Source organism: Pectobacterium polaris (assembly GCF_002307355.1).
GTDB classification, from domain to species: domain Bacteria; phylum Pseudomonadota; class Gammaproteobacteria; order Enterobacterales; family Enterobacteriaceae; genus Pectobacterium; species Pectobacterium polare.
Map to the genome: position 1 here is coordinate 4,460,621 of NZ_CP017481.1, position 16,268 is coordinate 4,476,888.

Annotated in this window: 15 protein-coding genes and 1 pseudogene; 4 read left to right on the top strand and 12 right to left on the bottom strand. The window is 52.3% G+C overall.

Translation table 11 applies throughout. The features are described from left to right. Positions 1 to 7 precede the first annotated feature (7 nt). The 8 genes from BJJ97_RS20150 to BJJ97_RS20185 form a co-directional block, all read right to left on the bottom strand. Positions 8 to 1,441, bottom strand: coding sequence for an FAD-binding protein (locus tag BJJ97_RS20150; RefSeq protein WP_095995107.1), 1,434 nt, complete (start codon positions 1,439 to 1,441; stop codon positions 8 to 10). Continuing rightward, positions 1,438 to 2,316, bottom strand: coding sequence for a TauD/TfdA family dioxygenase (locus BJJ97_RS20155; RefSeq protein ID WP_095995108.1), 879 nt, complete (start codon positions 2,314 to 2,316; stop codon positions 1,438 to 1,440). The genes BJJ97_RS20150 and BJJ97_RS20155 overlap by 4 nt, the downstream gene beginning before the upstream one ends. A 239-nt stretch (positions 2,317 to 2,555) precedes the next feature. Next, positions 2,556 to 2,777: an acyl carrier protein gene (locus BJJ97_RS20160; RefSeq protein WP_010300175.1), complete on the bottom strand. Its 222-nt coding sequence runs from the start codon at positions 2,775 to 2,777 to the stop codon at positions 2,556 to 2,558. Positions 2,778 to 2,793: 16 nt separating this feature from the next. Continuing rightward, entirely contained in the window at positions 2,794 to 4,227 is a 1,434-nt protein-coding gene (locus BJJ97_RS20165) for an AMP-binding protein (protein WP_095995109.1), read from the bottom strand. Beyond that, positions 4,224 to 5,342 (bottom strand): membrane-bound O-acyltransferase family protein, encoded by a 1,119-nt coding sequence (locus BJJ97_RS20170; protein WP_095995110.1) that lies wholly within the window; start codon positions 5,340 to 5,342, stop codon positions 4,224 to 4,226. The genes BJJ97_RS20165 and BJJ97_RS20170 overlap by 4 nt, the downstream gene beginning before the upstream one ends. A 129-nt stretch (positions 5,343 to 5,471) precedes the next feature. Then, positions 5,472 to 6,608: a D-alanyl-lipoteichoic acid biosynthesis protein DltD gene (locus BJJ97_RS20175; RefSeq protein ID WP_095995111.1), complete on the bottom strand. Its 1,137-nt coding sequence runs from the start codon at positions 6,606 to 6,608 to the stop codon at positions 5,472 to 5,474. 454 nt (positions 6,609 to 7,062) lie between these two features. Next, complete coding sequence (locus BJJ97_RS20180) at positions 7,063 to 7,473, bottom strand: hypothetical protein (RefSeq protein WP_227003549.1); 411 nt, start codon at positions 7,471 to 7,473, stop codon at positions 7,063 to 7,065. Positions 7,474 to 7,532: 59 nt separating this feature from the next. After that, complete coding sequence (locus BJJ97_RS20185) at positions 7,533 to 8,426, bottom strand: LysR family transcriptional regulator (protein WP_095995113.1); 894 nt, start codon at positions 8,424 to 8,426, stop codon at positions 7,533 to 7,535. Between the two features lie 234 nt (positions 8,427 to 8,660). Here BJJ97_RS20185 and BJJ97_RS20190 point away from each other — a divergent pair, with 234 nt between their 5' ends. Then, positions 8,661 to 9,101: a (R)-mandelonitrile lyase gene (locus tag BJJ97_RS20190; protein WP_072036241.1), complete on the top strand. Its 441-nt coding sequence runs from the start codon at positions 8,661 to 8,663 to the stop codon at positions 9,099 to 9,101. 101 nt (positions 9,102 to 9,202) lie between these two features. Here BJJ97_RS20190 and BJJ97_RS20195 read toward each other — a convergent pair whose 3' ends face one another. Further along, the gene (locus tag BJJ97_RS20195; protein ID WP_010280285.1) at positions 9,203 to 9,526 is read right to left on the bottom strand and encodes a PTS lactose/cellobiose transporter subunit IIA; all 324 of its coding nucleotides are present in this window, start codon (positions 9,524 to 9,526) and stop codon (positions 9,203 to 9,205) included. A 500-nt stretch (positions 9,527 to 10,026) separates the two neighbouring features. Between BJJ97_RS20195 and BJJ97_RS20200 the strand changes: the two genes are divergently transcribed. The 3 genes from BJJ97_RS20200 to BJJ97_RS20210 all read left to right on the top strand — a co-directional run bounded on the left by BJJ97_RS20200 (position 10,027) and on the right by BJJ97_RS20210 (position 13,834). Then, positions 10,027 to 11,043 carry an iron ABC transporter substrate-binding protein gene (locus BJJ97_RS20200; protein WP_095995114.1) on the top strand — a complete coding sequence of 339 codons (1,017 nt, stop codon included), beginning with the start codon at positions 10,027 to 10,029 and terminating at the stop codon, positions 11,041 to 11,043. A 155-nt stretch (positions 11,044 to 11,198) separates the two neighbouring features. Then, on the top strand, positions 11,199 to 12,776 hold the full coding sequence (locus BJJ97_RS20205; RefSeq protein WP_095995417.1) for an ABC transporter permease: 1,578 nt from the start codon (positions 11,199 to 11,201) through the stop codon (positions 12,774 to 12,776). 2 nt (positions 12,777 to 12,778) lie between these two features. Then, positions 12,779 to 13,834: an ABC transporter ATP-binding protein gene (locus BJJ97_RS20210; RefSeq protein ID WP_095995115.1), complete on the top strand. Its 1,056-nt coding sequence runs from the start codon at positions 12,779 to 12,781 to the stop codon at positions 13,832 to 13,834. A gap of 30 nt (positions 13,835 to 13,864) precedes the next feature. Here the strand turns inward: BJJ97_RS20210 and arnF are convergent, their stop codons facing one another. The 3 genes and pseudogenes from arnF to arnT form a co-directional block, all read right to left on the bottom strand. Then, positions 13,865 to 14,257: a 4-amino-4-deoxy-L-arabinose-phosphoundecaprenol flippase subunit ArnF gene (arnF, locus tag BJJ97_RS20215; RefSeq protein WP_095995116.1), complete on the bottom strand. Its 393-nt coding sequence runs from the start codon at positions 14,255 to 14,257 to the stop codon at positions 13,865 to 13,867. Between the two features lie 10 nt (positions 14,258 to 14,267). Next, positions 14,268 to 14,597 (bottom strand): annotated as a pseudogene (arnE, locus tag BJJ97_RS20220) (4-amino-4-deoxy-L-arabinose-phosphoundecaprenol flippase subunit ArnE); the annotation flags it as partial. After that, positions 14,594 to 16,264 carry a lipid IV(A) 4-amino-4-deoxy-L-arabinosyltransferase gene (gene arnT, locus BJJ97_RS20225; protein ID WP_095995117.1) on the bottom strand — a complete coding sequence of 557 codons (1,671 nt, stop codon included), beginning with the start codon at positions 16,262 to 16,264 and terminating at the stop codon, positions 14,594 to 14,596. The gene arnT and the pseudogene arnE, both read right to left, overlap by 4 nt. Between the last annotated feature and the right edge of the window lie 4 nt (positions 16,265 to 16,268).

Genomic DNA, 16,268 nt, shown 5'->3' on the forward strand with positions numbered 1-16,268 from the left:
GTTTATGCTATTGAACTCGCCAGTCGCTAAAGTAATGACCGATCGCGGAAGGTTGGTCGAGAGGAGCGGTGGCGGCTATATAGCCATCTGGCCGAACTAGCAGGTATTGATCAGAATAGGGGCTACTTCCCGTTTCAACATGCAGGACAGTGACGATATTAGGCAGTGATGCAGGCACCGTCGCCGTACCAACGATGAGCAGACTGTAATTACGATAATTTAAATGTGAGTAAATTCTGTCTGGCTGACTAGAGTGAGAATCACGCCACATAAAATCATGCAGCCTTTCGCCAACACGCCCGTCTGTTCCGTAGCGAACGCCCATACCCGTGATGTAACCCGCACGTTTTTCGACAATCTTGACGTAATCATCGGCGTGGGTGCCTGTCTCTGAGGTTTTGGTTGAACGCACGAGTTCCGCTGAGGTTTTTACGACTTCCAACGCGATCGCTTTTCGCTCTGTTTCGTAAGTCTGTAGCAGCGTTTGGGGCGCATGATGATGGGTAATCATCGCTATTTTCCAGATGAGGTTAAATGCATCGGCCAACCCCGTATTTAACCCTTGCCCACCATTCACTGAGTGAATATGGCTAGCATCACCAGCGATAAATAGTTTATCTTCAAGGCTATAGCGTTCTGCTACAGACTCTTTAACCGAGAATTGCGAGTACCACTCAATCGACTTGAAACGCAGACGGTGTGGTTGCAGAGCATGATTAATTTTATCTATCGCCTGCTGTTGCGTGAAGTCTTCACTGTCCATCTGGATATAGAAACGATCAATCTTACCTTCACGTGGTATCCAGGCGACATCGGCTGTTTCTGCCTGAAAAACAATAATTTCCGGTACTTTGGGGAAATCAGTTTCTATTTCGCCATCAATCACTGCCCAGGTAATTTGCGGCCGAGTGATCTCAAACGGGATAGCAAAGTGTTGGCGCACAAACGATCGTGAACCATCTGCACCAATCAAATACCGGGAACGGACGGTCTCACCGCTGGTGAGCGTGGTGAGGCATCCGTCTTCCTCCAGCACAATATCTTCCACAGAGGTATTGCGGCGCACGGCGCTCTTTAGTTCGGTGAGCTTATTATCGAGCGCTTGTTCCACATAAGCCTGACCAATCATTAAAAAATGCTTGTGAAAACAGCCTTCTAAAGCATCCCACCAGGTAGATTGGCGTGAAATAAATTTACCTTTTGACCAGACTGAGCTGGTATTACAGGCTTTGCCCAAGGGATAAAGCTCGTCGAATAAACCGATAATTTCAAACAACTGCAAGCTACGAGCGTTTAACGCATCAGCACGGCCTACCGTCAGTGGCCCTTGTGATTTATCGATAATGACGGTGCTTAAACCCGACAGCTGAGCAAGATAGGCACAGGCCAAGCCGACAGGCCCCGCACCGATAATCATGAGATCAACATCTTGTGGTTTCATGACGGTTGCACCAAATGTGGATTATTCAGTGGCTGTTTAGCATGGATATGCACGCGGCGTAGATGACGGCCACTCTGGCTAGCATAAGATTCACGGCCATGTAGTAACGAGTAGTTATCTGCAATCGCAATATCGCCGCTTTGCCACTGATGAGCATACTGAACCCGTGGGTCATATAAGGCATGTTGCAAACTACTGAGTAATTGCTCTTGTTCTTCAGGTTCAATACCTGAGAAATGATAAGTCGATGGGTTCAAAAATTCTTTATCGCCAGCAATAGGCGGTTCACAAAAACGAATGACGGGATGAGTACGGTAAGGGTGTTGTTCGATAATAGGAGCCTGCGCGGTACTGCTGTATAACTCGACTGCACGCTGATACTGACCTGTTGCACGCTGCCACAGTGCTTTGGTTTCGGGTGACGCCAGACGTAACGCCGTGGTGGTACTCGAAAACGTGGTTCGCCCTCCCTGACCTTCGCCAATAGCTGATACGCATTGAAAGACTTGTAATTCCGGCACCGTTTTAAGGTACATGCCGTCCCAATGCAAGGGGACATAGTTGTTAGCAAAGATATGGTCGGTAGCATCGGGTTGTTCAACCAACTCCAACACGGCGCCAAACGGCCATTGCATAATGTCGCCAATGGCTTCGCAGTATGTTGTTAAATTTTCTGCACTCGTAAAGCTATCAAAGCCCCGTAGTATCACTAACTGTTGGTTTTCTACCAATGTACGCAGCCAGGTAGGTGATAACTCGCCAATGTGTACGCCTAACTGTTTAGGCTCAATACGTACACCAAAATGACAGGTTTCACCTTGAGAATTGGTTAGAGGCTGATAATCAAATCGATCTTCTAAAGTGAATGCGTCCATTTTACGTCTCCGTGTATTATCCATTGTTGAAAGATCTTTTCAGATAATATCGGCAACAAATATTCAACACCACGGATACAATTATAATAATTAGGGTGATTTGAATATAGAATCACTGCCCTCCTATTCTTCACCAATATCTGATGATGTAATCGACCTTAATAAAAACCCATAAAAAAACCCCAGATAAACCTATCCGAGGTCTTTAAACAGCCGCAAAAACCGTCGCCGTTTCAGGCTTAGCCGCGGTTCTCTTCGATGTAGCGAGCCAAGTCCGCAGGGGTCTTCAGAACGGTGGCGACTTCGGTTGGTGGGATCACGCAGCCGTAAACGTCCTGCACTTCCAGCACCAAGTCGACCGCCAGAATAGAGTCGAGAATATCGGACTCAATTAGCTCATCGTTAAAGCCCACTTTACGGGATAAGATCTTTTCAAACAGCGCGAGTATTTCTTGTTCCATCATTTTTCCTGAGTCATTAGATCGTGCGGGCATGGGTATCCAGCAGCTTACGGTCGATTTTGCCGTTAGGATTAAGCGGCAACGCATCTTTGATAATAATTTGGGAAGGTACCATGTAAGGCGGAATCACCTTCGAGAGCGATGTTTTGATCGCTTCTGGCGCTAAGTTCGTCACGCAGAACGCTGCAATACGTAAAACGCCACCGCCCGATTTCATCAGCGGCAGAACAACCGCTTCGCTGATGTCGGAGATCGCCAGCAGGCGATTTTCAATCTCGTTGATTTCAATGCGGTAACCATTCAGTTTGATCTGGCTGTCATTGCGGCCCTGACAGTACAGCAGCCCGTCCTCGTAGCCCAGGTCGCCAGTTCTGTAGCCCCGGAACGCTTCGCTCTCCCGATTCAGCAATTTCTCCGCATTCTCTTTCGCCAGCCCGAGGTAGCCACGCATGACGTTTTTGCCCCAAATGATCAGCTCACCCTCAGACGTAATTTCCATTCTGGAGTCCGGCATCATCGCGCCGACCGGCAGCAGATCGTTTTCACTGTGCAGGATTTCATCGGTGATTTCGATGACGGTGGTCGCGATAGTCGCTTCCGTTGGGCCATAGGAGTTGAGAATTTTGGCGTGTGGGAAGCGACGGCGTAACTGTTTTACCAGCGCTTTGTTGAGCACTTCGCCAATGAACACGAAGACGTTGAGTTCAGGTAAATACTCACTGTTGAACTGGGGTGAGAGCAGCCTCTGGTAGGCGAAAGAAGGCGTTGAAACCCAGACCGAAACACCGTTGTCTTTCAGGCGATCGAGCCAGTTTTCTGCCGCGATATCCTCTTTTGCATTCAGAACGATGTGCCCCCCAGTAGCCAGATTCGCCAGCAGCGGAATTAGAGAGAGATCGAAGCTGAACACTGCATGGTTCATCAGCACCGGCACGTCTGGCAGCGAAAAGTCCTGGCGCACCCACTTCATGAAGTGCCACAGGCTTTCACGCCCGATCTGCACGCCTTTAGGCTTTCCAGTGCTGCCGGAGGTGAACATGATATAGGCAAGATCTTGCTCGACTAACGCCTGCCCTGCCTCACCGGTAGCAATGAACTGTCTGGTAGCCACATCGTAATAATAAGGGGCATTCGCCAGGTGGCAAATCTCGTTAAGCCGCTCCTGAGGATAGATGCAATCCACCGGAATATACGGGATGTTATGCAGCAGACAGCTATAGATAGCCACGGCGAATTCCGCCTGCTGATGGCCGTATAACACGACCGGTGCGCCATCGAGCTGCTGGCAGTGCTGATAACGACGCGACCAGTCTGTCACGGCGGCGGATAGCTGTTGCCAGGTCATCGCGTCATCGCTGCCACTAATCGCCAACTGCTGTGGGTTCGCGGGGTCGAGTAATGCCGCCCGGAGGAAATCTTGTAGTTCCTGAAGCTCTGAGTGAAGTTTCATAGTGGGGACATTCCGCTAAATATGTAGAGGGAGGCCGCGGCGCTTGCCAGCGTCAGAATTCGACCGATGAACACAATAACCGGATGGTGTAGACAATTGCTCAGTGCCGGACTGCGTTTGGCTGACCATTGCAGCATGTTGTGAGCAACGGAAATGGCGCCAAACAGCGCGCCGCTGATAACATAGTGTCGTTCAAGCCCGTTCCATGCCCCCATACAAAACAGGGTGCAGAAGATGCCAATATTCTGTGCCAACGTTTTGTTCTGTCGGAAAAAGTCGAGCTTCATCAGATTCATATAAATCGGCATAAAGACCACGTCCCTCAGCCATTCAGACAGGCTGATGTGGAAGCGACGCCAGAAGTCCTGCGGGTTTTTCGCCAGAATAGGCAGATTGAAGTTCGCCGGGATATTCAGACCAAATAAACGCCCAGCCCCGATAGCCATATTGCTGTAGCCAGCAAAATCAAAGTAAAGGTAGGCGCTGTAAGCCAGCGACATTACGACACCCACGCTTAACGTAAACGGGCGATGGCTCCACGACTCAATCACCAGATTATTGATCAGCATAGCGAATAAAAATTTCTGAATAATGCCGGTAAAAATCTGCTCCATCGCCACTAAAAACTGTTCACGGGTCATCGTGAAGACGGGTTTATTAATGTCATTAAGCCATGTCCGCCAGCGATACATCGGGCCGGCCAGAATAATAAAAGGCATAAAGAGGTAGCAGAAATAGTGCAGGAAATTCCGACCATCTTTTTTGCTGCGATAAAGCAGGACATCAATGGCGCGGAAGGTCATAAAGGACAGGCCGATCATGCCCCAGTGGTTGTTAAGGTGTAATTTCACCAAAAACAGCGGGAGCAACGTCAGGCTGACCGCCTGCCAGGTTTTTAACCACCCCTTCTCTTTTAAGGTGACGAGAATATAAAAGCTCAGGAACACCGCCACGGGAATAACGTAATCCCCCTGGAAAATATATCCCCAGCCGAATACCGCCAATACGGAGAAGGCAGATAAATACGTCAGCCGATAACTGAATACGCGATTAACCAGCGCAAACAATAATGCTGATGAAAACAGAAGGAAAAAAAACATTCCGGAGCTGTACATCATTCATCCTTCAGAATTTTTGATATTCAAAATGCACTTTTAAACTCATGCTTTCATCAACAGAGGTCCACGCGACGATGGTGACTGCCAGAAAGAGATAAAGGAAAAAAAGGCGAATGGCGGATTTCATCATTTAAAACTCTCAGCAATAAATTGATCCATGGCGACCCATGCGGGTTCGGTTGGATGCAGGCGGTCCCAATTCCAACCGTTCTGATAAGGCTGCGCATACATATCAAAATAACGCACCTGATTTTCCTCCAGCATCGATCGGATTTGGCTGTCGACGGGCTGGAATTTCTGGGAGTTATTAATTGCCCACGGATTAATCGGATCGACAATCACCACAAACTGGACGTTGCGCGCTTTCAGCAGTTTGATCGTTGCCCGTAACGCCTCCATCTGCGCCGGAACAATCGGTGCGTCGTCCCACTCTTCCGGCGTTTTATCATCGGCAAACACCGACTTATCCATCCACAATGTGTCTGCACTTTGCTGACGAGACTGATTCAACACATGAGCCTGCGCCAACTCGTGATTCCAATCGGGAGTTATGTTGGCTGTTGGTTGCTGAGGCCACGGTTGCGCAGGCTGAGGGACAATACCTAACATCGCCAGCCAGTCGTTTTTTATCAGCTCGCAGAAATTAGCAAATTGATAACTCACTTCCTGCCAGATAATTTGCGGGTGCCAGCCATAGACTTTCATTTGGCCGAACGTTAAATGGCTTATATCTTCTTTATCGATATGTTGTAAGTAATTGACCAGAAAGGGACGCGTCTGGTCATCTTTCATCAAAAGATCAAAAATAGACGCTGGGAAATTGTTGGCGAAAATAGCCGGGGGAATCCCGTCTGAATAAAAGCTATCGGGTGCCAGCAGCAAAACGACCTTACTGTTCGCATTAAGCTCGTTTTTAAAACGTGAGAGCAGTAAGAAATGTGTGACGCTATCAACATAGCTATCGCCATAGGCCACGACCGGACGATGTAACTGGTTATTAAAGTAATTATATACCGCGTAATGTTCGTCCTCAGAGGTCGAGACCTCAGAAGCTCCGAGAAAGAAAATCGCATTCCCCTGTAACGCATGGGAAATGGTGGCTATCTTTTCCTTTTGTTCCTTTGTCGTGCCTTCCATTGTGTTAATCAGTGGCTGGAACGTTAGCGCCGGATCAATGCTCTTCACCAGCGGGGGAACGCTAAGAAACAGGACGGCAAGGGTTGCCATCAGGATATGTAGGCAGAGAGTATTTTTGATTTTCATTATAAAGTAAGACTACATAATATTTATTGTTTGAAATTTGTGAATTTTTATCTTCACAGTAAATCGATCCCTGTATTTTTGGATTATATACCAGGCTTATCCTGGATGATGAGCGTTGCTGTGTAACGGTATGTACAGTGTTTATGTCCGTCACAGAATAAGGCTGACTAGCCCCACAAGATCGAGACAGGAGAAGGGTTCTCCTGCATCCGTCCTTGCTTACGCGACCAGAATATGAGGTGGTAAAGTTCGGTAGCAGCAACGCTGTGAGGCTCAGTTTGCTGGCGATTGCAGGGATGGTGGGCTCAAGCGCTTTAGGCGTTATGTGAATAAAGATCAGTACCGTCTAGCTCAGTGTTTGCCTGCTTCTTGTACAGTCTATTTGATTCAGAAAAATGTAGACTGGCAGGATGAGAAAATAGCGGTCATTTTTTGAAAACAACCGCTATTTACTTCAGTTCGCCACTCGTTCTAAATCGCCATAAAATGAATAGGGATAGCCATTTTCCAGCCATTCAGCATCGTCAATAACGCAAATACCATCTTCTATATAAATATCTGACGCCATGATTTTTATTGCGAAACTATTGGTTTTATATTCTGAGCGATAATTATCATAGGTAATTTCACCTCTGCCGAAATAGTCACCGAATTCTTCTCGCCATAATAGCTCGATCTCTGCATTAAACGGGCCGCTCCCCATTTTCCCTTTCAAGCTGGCGATAATCTTTTTCTTCTCAACAAAACCCCACCGCACGGCATCCAACGTCCAGGCATCGTCGCTAACGCTAAACTCACCGGAGAAAACCGCTAAAAGCGCGTTATTATTATCAGAACACATTTCATTTCCTTGAATATTCAACATTTGTCGGTGGAACCGATTATCTCAAACGCTTTTTAATCACCTGACTCACAGCCCAACCGCTAACGCGGGTAGCGCAGCGCTTCCACAAACAGTGAGAAGGCGGTGGTATGCTGTTTGCGGCTGGGATAATACAGGTAGTAGCCGGGGAACGGTGGGCACCATTCCGTTAGCACCCGATTCAGGCGCCCACTGGCGATGTCATCTCGTACCGAGTCTTCTGGTACATAGGCCAGACCGAGCCCGATGAGTGCCGCGTCGATCCGTTGACGCAGGCTATTCATGGTCAGCTGTCCTTCAACGCGGACCTTGATTTCCCGACCGTTTTTTTCAAATTCCCACGCGTAAATGCCGCCCATCGTCGGCAGGCGCATGTTAATACAGCGGTGATGCTGCAAATCCTGTGGCGTCGCAGGGGCAGGATTGCGGGCAAAATAGTTCGGGGAGCCGACCACCGCCATGCTCATTTCCGGTGCGACACGCACGGCAATCATGTCTTTTTCCACCTGTTCACCCAGGCGAATACCCGCATCAAAGCGGCCGAGAACAATATCGGCTAAGGCGTTATCCACCGTAATTTCGACGTTAATATCGGGATAATTCGCCAAAAATGGCTTTAACACCGGCCATAATATTGAATCAACCGCATGCTCCCCTGCCGTGATACGAATATTCCCCGCAGGCCGTTCGCGCATGTCGCCCAGCGCCACCAGCTCGCTTTCAATATCCGCGAAGTGCGGGCCGAGGCTATGCGCCAGCTTCTCTCCCGCTTCCGTCGGCGCGACGCTGCGCGTGGTTCGGGTCAGCAAACGCACGCCAAGTCGCTCTTCAAGGCCGCGAATCGAATGGCTTAGTGCCGACTGGGAAAGCCCGAGCTTCGCCGCCGCTTTGGTAAAACTACGTTCTCTTGCCACCACAAGGAACGAAATGAGGTCATTAAAATTTTCTTTTAACATCAGAGTGTCCTGCATTACGCGGCGTAATTAATGAATATAATTCATAGCCGCTTGCGGGTTTTGTCCTCTGGTGCTTCTCCATAAATCGCAGTAACGTTTTTCACAGCCGCTGTCTTTCATCTTTCACCAACCCTGAATAGTTCAATCACAGCGAATCTTTCAACAACTACAAATTTTTCAATAACAGCTACGCTTTCCATGAGATGACTTGCCGCCTCTGCCGTGATGTTATCCATGTTAGCCCCGGCTGCGATTGCCGGAACGGAGGAAAAATTGAAAATTACCCGCAGTGGTTCACACCCGTCCCAACCTGGCCCGGAAAGCTATTTTTCCGGCAATGTACGTATTGATGCGCCCTTTCAGGGCACCGCCCCGGCTCGGGTTGGCGGCGCGACGGTCACCTTTGAACCCGGTGCCCGCACGGCATGGCATACCCATCCGCTCGGTCAAACGCTAATCGTCACGCAGGGTCGGGGCTGGCTTCAGGAATGGGGTGGCGAGATTCAGGAAATCAATCAAGGTGATATTGTCTGGATACCCGAAGGCGTAAAACACTGGCACGGCGCGACGGCACAAACTGCGATGACGCACATTGCCATTGCCGAATCGCTTAACGGCAGCCCGGTCGAATGGCTGGAGAAAGTCAGCGACGAGCAGTACGGAAACGGGAAATAACCTAAGGAAAGCGTCGCGATAAGAAAAAGTAGCGACGGGTAGAAACAGCAAAGCCACTCAGCGTGAAACTGAATGGCTTTTTCCTTTGCTCCGCGATGCGGCTAGCGCATGTGGAGATTGACGCCAGAGACCTCTTTTCTGAGTTCAATAATCTCTTCAGCCAGCTCACGACACAGCATCGCATTCATTAGGTGATCCTGCGCGTGCACCACGATAAGTTCGATATTGGCTTTTTCCTTACTCTGGTTGCCAATAAATCCAGTCTGGATCAACTGCGCCCGGTTCAGCGCCACCGCCGCCATTTTTAATAATTCATCGACGTGATCCCACTCCCCTCGGCGAGCGGATCTCAGTGCTTCCATTGCGCAGGAACGTGTTTCGCCAGATTTAACGATAAGCTCAATCATCCGCGTTTCTACATCCATTCTTCCATCCCCCGAATATCAGTTGCTGTGTCACTTTTTTGTCGGTCAATTAACCCCAAATTGCAGACAAGCGCACGTGACACCGAAGCAAGTACGGTGCATTTTTTGTATCGCTACTCACAGCCTGCAAAGTAAATATAGATGATAAGTCAGGATTTGTTTCTGTAAATCATGACGTTATGTCTCATTTCCGATGAAATTAATTTCACAGATACGTCAGCCTGTTTTTTAGACGATAGATTTATACAAATTCATACCGCGACACGCCTTGAAATAAAGTGATGACCGAAAGATCACACTCACCGGAACCTTAATTTAACCTTAAGAAAGCGAAATAATAATAACTATCATTATTATTATCAATATGTAGAATCCATCGTCGACTGCCGCTACCTATCGGCCTGTGTCGCTAAAATAGCGTAGCTATCGTGAGTGACGCAGGGCTTCCCATGTAAGCCAGCCATACGCAAACACGACAGGTATTGATAAGGGTAAATAATATGAAGCTTAGTTTTGAATTGCTGAGTTCTGCCGTTTTATTCGCTTCCGGTTTGGCTCTCAGCGCGTCGGCAACCGCAGCAGAAAACGATGAAGGGATTGTGATTTACAATGCCCAACATGAAAACCTCGTGAAATCCTGGGTTGACGGTTTTACCAAAGAAACCGGCATCAAGGTGACGTTGCGCAATGGCAGCGACACCGAATTGGGTAACCAGCTGGTGCAGGAAGGGAAATCCTCCCCTGCCGATGTGTTCCTGACTGAGAATTCACCGTCGATGGTGCTGGTCGATAACGCCAATCTCTTTGCTCCGCTGGATAATGCGACCCTTGCTCAGGTGCCGTCTGACTATCGTCCATCCCACGGCCGCTGGATCGGGATTGCCGCACGCTCCACCGTCTTTGTCTACAATCCGACCAAATTTACCGATGCTCAACTGCCGAAATCCTTAGCCGATCTGGCGAAGCCAGAATGGAAAGGCCGCTGGGCCGCCTCCCCGTCCGGGGCAGATTTTCAGGCCATCGTCAGCGCCTATCTGGAGCTGAAGGGCGAGCAAGCCACACAAGCGTGGCTGAAAGGCATGAAAGAGAACTTCACCGCTTACAAAGGCAACAGCACGGTGATGAAAGCCGTGAACGCAGGACAGATTGATAGCGGCGTGATCTATCACTATTACCGTTTTGTCGATCAGGCTAAAACCGGCGAAAACAGTAACAACACGAAGCTGTACTACTTCAAGCATAAAGATCCGGGTGCGTTCGTCAGCATTTCCGGCGGCGGCGTACTGGCATCCAGCAAACATGCGAAAGACGCACAGGCCTTCATTAAGTGGATTACGGGCAAATCCGGTCAGGAGCTCTTGCGCACCAACGATGCGTTTGAATATGCCGTTGGCGTCAACGCGGCCTCAAATGACAAACTGGTTCCGCTGAAAGATCTGGATGCGCCGAAAGTCGATGCCGCCAAGCTCAACAGCAAAAAAGTCGTGGATCTGATGACGCAGGCAGGTCTGTTGTAATACGTGAGTTGTCACGCATAGATTGCAATACGTAGATTACAACGACAGCTCCTTTCGTCAGGGCGTCCGCGCCCTGACGAATCCTCACCCGAATGTCCGCTCAGCGCGGCTTCACCGTCTCAAAATATCGACCTAACGAGGCAGCCACAGGCCGTATGACAAACGTTAGCTACAGCGAAACCACCCCGTTCACCGCCCCCTCTCCGCCATTACGCAAGCCAGCCGCGTTGCTGACGATCGTCGCCCTGACGTTATCCCTGTTGGGGTTTATTCCGCTGGGCTTTGTGATCGGCGTGAGCATTGATACCGGTTGGGAAACGGCGCGCGCGCTGCTCTTGCGCCCGCGCGTCGGCGAACTGCTGACCAACACGGTGCTGCTGGTTGCCCTGACGCTGCCGATTTGCACGGTGCTCGGCGTGCTGCTGGCCTGGCTGACGGAACGTACCACCCTGCCCGCCCGACGCCTGTGGTCACTGCTGCTCACCGCGCCGCTGGCAATACCCGCCTTTGTACAAAGCTATGCCTGGATCAGTACCGCGCCCGGCCTGCACGGCCTGCCGGCTGGCGTGTTTTTATCCGTCGTCGCCTATTTGCCGTTTCTGTATTTGCCGTGTGCCGCGACGCTGCGACGGCTTAATCCCGCGCTGGAAGATGTCGCGGCTACGCTGGGCGTGCCTCCTATTACCGTATTTTTCCGCGTGGTGCTGCCGCAGCTAAAGCTGGCTATCGGCGGCGGGCTGCTGTTGATTGCGCTGCATCTGCTGGCGGAGTATGGCCTGTTCGCTATGATCCGCTTCGATACCTTTACCACTGCAATTTTCGATCAGTTTCAGTCAACGTTTAACGGTCCGGCGGCCAACATGCTGGCCGGTGTGTTGGCGCTGCTGTGCCTGTTTCTGCTGTGTGTGGATGCCCGCGTGCGCGGCGTCACGCGCTATGCCCATGTCGGTTCCGGCGCGCCGCAGGTTGTCACGCAGGTACGTCTGTCGCGGCTTCCGCTGTTACTGGCTCTGCTGTTACTGGCGACACTGGTGCTGCTGACGCTCGGCGTGCCTTTTATTACGCTGTCTCGCTGGCTGTGGTTTGGCGGCTGGGAGGTGTGGCAGCGCCGCGAACTGCTTGATGCCTTTCGCCAGACCATGACGCTGGCGCTGAGCGGTGCCGCACTGACGACGCTGGCGGCGATCCCGATGGCCTGGCTGACGATTCGCCACCCCAGCCGCCTGTATCGGTTTCTGGAAGGGTGCAATTACATCACCAGCTCTCTGCCGGGTATCGTCGTCGCGCTGGCGCTGGTGACCACCACGATTCACATTATCAGACCGCTCTACCAGACCGAATTCACCGTGCTGCTGGCTTACCTGCTGATGTTTATGCCACGGGCGCTGGTTAATCTACGCGCCGGTATCGCACAGGCTCCGGTGGAGCTGGAACAGGTATCTGCGAGTCTCGGGCGTTCGCCGTTGCAGACATTAATGACAGTGACCGTTCGGCTGGCCGCGCCCGGCGTCGCCACTGGGGCAACGCTCGTCTTTCTGGCGATCATTAACGAGCTGACCGCCACGCTGCTGCTCGCTCCCAACGGCACCCGCACGCTGGCAACTGGCTTTTGGGCGCTCACCAGTGAGATCGACTATCCGGCGGCAGCACCCTACGCGCTTATTCTGGTTCTACTGTCGCTGCCGTGGACCTGGTTTCTCTACACGCAATCACAAAAAATGGCGGGGCTGTAATCATGTTGGAACTTCATCACGTCAGTAAAAGTTTTAACGGGCGCACCGTGCTGTCTGACATTCATCTGACGTTAGAAAACAGCCGCCGCACGGCGATTGTCGGCCCGTCCGGTTCAGGAAAAACCACGCTGCTGCGCCTGATTGCCGGGTTTGAAAAACCGGATAGCGGCATCATCACGCTGAACGGGCAGACGCTCTGTGATAACGGGCTTTCCGTTCCTGCCCATCAGCGCGGAATCGGCTATGTGCCGCAGGACGGCGCGCTGTTCCCGCATCTTTGTATCGCGGACAACATCGCATTTGGGCTCAAAGGATCGAAGGCAGAAAAACAAAAGCGCGTGGATGAGCTGATGGCGCTGGTTTCTCTTCCAGCGCATTTGCGGAAGCACTCGCCGCATGAGATTTCCGGCGGTCAGCAGCAGCGTGTCGCACTGGCTCGCGCGCTGGCACAGCGCCCTAAGTTGATGCTGCTGGATGAACCTTTTTCCGCGCTGGACACCGGCCTGCGTGCCGCCACCCGTAAAGCGGTGATGGACGTATTGCAGCAGGCTAACGTGGCGTCGATTCTGGTGACTCACGATCAGGGGGAAGCGCTGTCCTTTGCTGACCACGTTGTCGTCATGCGCGACGGCCAACTGTCGCAATCCGGCTCGCCGTGGGCGCTTTACCATCAGCCCGCCAGCGAAGACATCGCAACCTTCCTCGGCGAAACACTAATTCTTGATGCGCAGATCGACGGCGGTCAGGCTGACTGTCTGCTTGGACGCATCGCGGTGGATCGCCCAACCGCAAGCGGGAAGGCAAGAATCATGCTCAGACCAGAACAGATCGCGATTCAGGGCGTTGAGGTTGATAGCGCTGAGGGGAATAGCGCGGCGACAGTTCGCGCGACCATTCGTAAAGTTGATTTTTCCGGCTTCGTCTCGACGCTGACGCTACACGTCCATCACGCCGCAGCCGATATCATTGAACTGAAAACCGTCAGCCACGCCGCTTTTGCCGTCGGCCAACAGGTCAGCCTGAGTGTGAACGGTGCGGCACACGTTTTCAGTCAATAATGATCATCGTGAGTAGCACGCGCAGGCGGCTTATCGCGCCGTCTGCGCGTTGCGGCTCACCAGCCAGACGCCCAGCAGAATAATCAGGACGCCGAGGTTTTTCCGCAGGCTCATCGGTTCGTTCAGCCACGGCAGGAAAACTGCCGCCAGATAAACCACCGCGTAGCTCAGGCTAATCAGCGGATAGGCACGGCTTAGCGGTAGATAGCGCAGCACCATGAACCAGCACACCATCGACAGCCCGTAGCAAAGCATCCCGAACAGTACCGCAACCGCAGGCCAGCCGGACAGCAACGAGCTGAGCGACGGCCAGTGCGCGATGGAAATGCTCGGCAGCGCCAGCATCCCGCTTTTCATTAATACCTGCGCGGTGCTGGCGAGCACAATGCTGCCAAGCGCCCAGACATAGCCTTTTTTCGCCATCATCCCCCTGCATCAGATAGATACCGGTGACAATCAGCGCAATGCCCCACCAGTGATGCTTGTCCACACGTTCGCCAAACCCGTAGTGCGCCAGCAGCGTGACCAACACAAAATTGATGCTCAGCAGCGGGTATGCCACGCCGAGCGGGATCTGCTGCAACACCACAAGCCACAGCAGCAGCCCGATGCCGAGCAGCAGAGCCGCCAGCATCAGCCACCCCAGCGTCACGCGTTGACGACGATCCGTGGGTAAACGCCGCCAGCACTCCGCTGCCCGTTTCTGGCACAGCTGTCCCAAACTGGTGAGCAGGCAGACGATAGCCACCAAGAGATAACTCATGGCGCTATCTGCTTATAAAACAGCAGCACGTAACGGTGCGATTTTTTCAACTGATCGGGGGCAGGCAGACTGCGGTATTCTTCATCGGTATCCCTATCGACCTTCAGCACCAGTGCGACATTTCCGCTACGCCGTTTCTCAGCAAGCCAGGCCGGGAAAGCGCCCTCATCCACAAAGCGATCAGTGGAATCGGCGTAGTCCAGCCCGTAGTTCAGCTCGCCCCGCGCCTTGAATAAGGTGATATCGCTGCGCTTCAGCTCCCACGCCAGTCCGGCCGCCAACCCAACCTCATCGCTCAGCACATAGCGGCTCTCCTCCAGCAACGGCTGATGGCTACGAATGAAGGTTTGAGGGTTCTTTGAATCGACCACGCTCGCCGGAATACTTCCACCGAAGAGCAGCGCCAGAAATAGCGGACAGCCCGCCACCAGATAGCCCCACGTTCGCGGTTTCTTCAAGCTGACAGCGGCAAAGGCAATCCAGCCGATAAAGCAGACGACACCCGAGACGATGGTCAGCCCTTCTCCCGATTGATAGAAATGCGGCACGATGATGCCGAGCCCCAGCGCGGCAACCGCGAGCGCCAGTACGCTGCCGAAAGCGATGTTGAGCCAGCTGTTAATGCGCAATACACGTTCGCGTACCGCAGGCACCAGTCCGGAAATCCACGCCGCCATCAGCAGCGCCAGCGGCGCAAAGCACGGCAGAATGTAGGTCAGCAGCTTGCCTTTAGCGATGCTGAAAAACAGCAGCGGCATCACCATCCAGCACAGCAGGAGGAACCGTTCCGGGTTCGCTTTTCGTTCCGTCCAACCGCTGCGCAACGCACCCGGCAGCAGCGCCAGCCAAGGGAATGCGCCGACAATCAGCACCGGCAGGTAATACCAGAACGGCGCTTTATGCTGCGCATCGTCTTCTGCAAAACGCTGGATATGCTCAATCCAAAAGAAGTAGTGCCAGTAATCGGCTTCTCGCGCATGCACTGCCAGCGCCCACGGCGCACTCAACAATACCGCGACGACAATCGCCAGCGGCCCGAACAGCAGCAATTCCTTAATCCGCTTTTGCGCCAGCGCCACCGGCAGCACGCTGATGACCGGCAAGGCCAGCGCCAGAAAGCCTTTGGTCATGAATCCCATGCCGCAAGCCAGCCCCATCAGTCCCCAGGCCATGAACCGTTCGCGCGTCAGCGTGGCTCGCTGAATCAGCACGTGGCTGAACAGCGCCGCCGTCATCCAGAGCGTCACCATCGGATCGAGCACGCTGTAGGTGCCGATGCCATACACCAGCAGCGACGTCAGATAGATCGTCGCCGCCAGCAGCGCGGTACGCTGGTTTTTCCACAGCAGCATCGCCAGCCAAAACACCAGCAGCGCGCTCAGCGCAGTAGAAAATACCGAGGCAAAGCGCACGGCAAAATTGGTATGACCCAATAGCCACTGGCTGATGTTATTCAGCCAATAGCCCGCAACGGGTTTCTCAAAATAGCGAATACCCAGCAAATGCGGCACGATCCAATCGCCGCGCTGAAGCATCTCGCGGCTGATTTCGGCATAGCGCGTTTCGTCCGGCGACCACAGCCAGCGGCCGTTAAGCGGTAACAGATAGAGCAAAGCAAATAGCACCAGTATCACGGTGCTTTTCAGCTTTATCATGCCTTTTTCCATACTA

What these genes read in the sequence shown, in the direction of transcription:
- BJJ97_RS20210 (WP_095995115.1), top strand. Translation starts at nt 12,779, where the DNA reads ATGTTGGAACTTCATCACGTCAGTAAAAGTTTTAACGGGCGCACCGTG.
- BJJ97_RS20175 (WP_095995111.1), bottom strand. Translation starts at nt 6,608, where the DNA reads ATGAAAATCAAAAATACTCTCTGCCTACATATCCTGATGGCAACCCTT.
- BJJ97_RS20200 (WP_095995114.1), top strand. Translation starts at nt 10,027, where the DNA reads ATGAAGCTTAGTTTTGAATTGCTGAGTTCTGCCGTTTTATTCGCTTCC.
- BJJ97_RS20155 (WP_095995108.1), bottom strand. Translation starts at nt 2,316, where the DNA reads ATGGACGCATTCACTTTAGAAGATCGATTTGATTATCAGCCTCTAACC.
- BJJ97_RS20180 (WP_227003549.1), bottom strand. Translation starts at nt 7,473, where the DNA reads ATGTTGAATATTCAAGGAAATGAAATGTGTTCTGATAATAATAACGCG.
- BJJ97_RS20195 (WP_010280285.1), bottom strand. Translation starts at nt 9,526, where the DNA reads ATGGATGTAGAAACGCGGATGATTGAGCTTATCGTTAAATCTGGCGAA.
- BJJ97_RS20150 (WP_095995107.1), bottom strand. Translation starts at nt 1,441, where the DNA reads ATGAAACCACAAGATGTTGATCTCATGATTATCGGTGCGGGGCCTGTC.
- BJJ97_RS20160 (WP_010300175.1), bottom strand. Translation starts at nt 2,777, where the DNA reads ATGGAACAAGAAATACTCGCGCTGTTTGAAAAGATCTTATCCCGTAAA.
- BJJ97_RS20185 (WP_095995113.1), bottom strand. Translation starts at nt 8,426, where the DNA reads ATGTTAAAAGAAAATTTTAATGACCTCATTTCGTTCCTTGTGGTGGCA.
- arnT (WP_095995117.1), bottom strand. Translation starts at nt 16,264, where the DNA reads ATGGAAAAAGGCATGATAAAGCTGAAAAGCACCGTGATACTGGTGCTA.
- BJJ97_RS20165 (WP_095995109.1), bottom strand. Translation starts at nt 4,227, where the DNA reads ATGAAACTTCACTCAGAGCTTCAGGAACTACAAGATTTCCTCCGGGCG.
- BJJ97_RS20190 (WP_072036241.1), top strand. Translation starts at nt 8,661, where the DNA reads ATGTTAGCCCCGGCTGCGATTGCCGGAACGGAGGAAAAATTGAAAATT.
- BJJ97_RS20205 (WP_095995417.1), top strand. Translation starts at nt 11,199, where the DNA reads ATGACAAACGTTAGCTACAGCGAAACCACCCCGTTCACCGCCCCCTCT.
- BJJ97_RS20170 (WP_095995110.1), bottom strand. Translation starts at nt 5,342, where the DNA reads ATGTACAGCTCCGGAATGTTTTTTTTCCTTCTGTTTTCATCAGCATTA.
- arnF (WP_095995116.1), bottom strand. Translation starts at nt 14,257, where the DNA reads ATGGCGAAAAAAGGCTATGTCTGGGCGCTTGGCAGCATTGTGCTCGCC.